Raw genomic sequence first — 1759 nt, forward strand, 5'->3', positions numbered from 1 at the left:
TTGGCGGAGTTGATCAGCTTCGCCTCGTACGAGGAGAAGGCGTCGTCCCAGGCGGCCGGGTCGGTGCCGCGGTCGTCGCTCGGCTCCACGACGCAGCGCATCGGCAGCTCGAAGGCGCGCGCGAAGGCGAAGTCGCGGGAGTCGTGCGCCGGGACCGCCATGATCGCGCCGGTGCCGTAGCCCATCAGGACGTAGTCGGCGATGAAGACGGGGACCCGCTCACCGCTGACCGGGTTGGTCGCGTACGCGCCGGTGAAGACGCCGGTCTTCTCCTTGGCGTCGGCCTGGCGCTCGACGTCGGACTTGGAGGCGGCCTGCTTGCGGTAGGCGTCGACGGCCTCGGCCGGGGTGGCGTGACCGCCGGTCCACACCGTGTGGGTGCCCTCGGGCCAGGCGGCCGGGACGATCTTCTCTACCAGGTCGTGCTCGGGGGCCAGCACCATGTAGGTCGCGCCGAACAGCGTGTCCTGGCGGGTGGTGAAGACGGTGATCGCGCCGGCGTCGCCGACCTGGAAGTCGACGCGGGCGCCCTCGGAGCGGCCGATCCAGTTGCGCTGCTGCAGCTTGATGGCCTCGGGCCAGTCCAGGCCGTCCAGGTCGTCCAGCAGGCGGTCCGCGTAGGCGGTGATGCGCATGTTCCACTGGCGCAGCTTGGCCTTGAAGACGGGGAAGTTGCCGCGCTCGGAACGGCCGTCGGCGGTGACCTCCTCGTTGGCCAGGACGGTGCCCAGGCCGGGGCACCAGTTGACCGGGGCGTCGGAGGCGTACGCCAGGCGGTACTCGCCCAGGACGTCGGCGCGCTCGGCCGCGGTCAGCGCGCTCCACTCACGGCCGCCGGGAACCTCGCGGGTACCGTTCTCGAACTGCTCGACCAGCTCCGCGATCGGCCGGGCCTTGCGGGCCTCGGTGTCGTACCAGGAGTTGAAGATCTGCAGGAAGATCCACTGGGTCCACTTGTAGTAGTCCGGGTCGATCGTGGCGAACGACCGGCGCTTGTCGTGGCCCAGACCCAGCCGCCGCAGCTGGGCCTTCATGTTCTCCATGTTGGCCTCGGTGGAGACACGCGGGTGCGTGCCGGTCTGCACGGCGTACTGCTCGGCCGGCAGGCCGAAGGCGTCGAAGCCCAGGGTGTGCAGGACGTTGTGCCCGTTCATGCGCGCGTGGCGGGCGAAAACATCCGTGGCGATGTAACCCAGGGGGTGGCCGACGTGCAGGCCCGCGCCCGAGGGGTACGGGAACATGTCCATGATGAACTTCTTGGGCCGGGCGGCGACCTCGGGGTCGCCCGCCAGGTCACCGGTGGGGTTCGGAGCCTCGTACGTGCCGTCGGCGTCCCAGAAGTCCTGCCAGCGTGCCTCGATGTCGGCGGCCATGGCCGCCGTGTAGCGATGCGGTGCCGCCGTCTCGGCGGCCGTATTGGTCTCGGTCATGGTCCTTGAAGCTCCATCGATCGTCTCTGCCCACTGCCACGAACTGCCACGAAATGAAAAATCCCCTCGCACAGGAGGGGACGCCGCGCCGACTCCGACGGATGTCTGTGACCGCCGGGACTGATCAGCGCGGCTCGATAAGCAGGAGGCGTACGGCACGCATGGCGCCAGGGTACCGCAGGGCCCACAACGGCCGCACCGAATGTCCGCCGCCCGGACGGCCACGGCGCGGCCCACGAAGAGGCGCGACCTGCACGGAAGGCGGCACACGAAGAAGCGGGCCACCCGGAACGGGTGGCCCGCGTATTGAAGGTGGATGAAAAGATAAA

The 1759-nt window shown here is 69.4% G+C and carries 1 protein-coding gene; it reads right to left on the bottom strand.

Features of this window, described 5'->3' with window-relative positions; all coding sequences use genetic code 11:
* Window positions 1-1430: class I tRNA ligase family protein (locus RIF68_RS17465; protein WP_309052198.1), on the bottom strand; the 1430-nt coding region annotated here is incomplete at its 3' end.
* Between the last annotated feature and the right edge of the window lie 329 nt (window positions 1431-1759).

Source organism: Streptomyces sp. (genome assembly GCF_031178505.1).
Classification (GTDB): Bacteria; Actinomycetota; Actinomycetes; order Streptomycetales; family Streptomycetaceae; genus Streptomyces; species Streptomyces gulbargensis.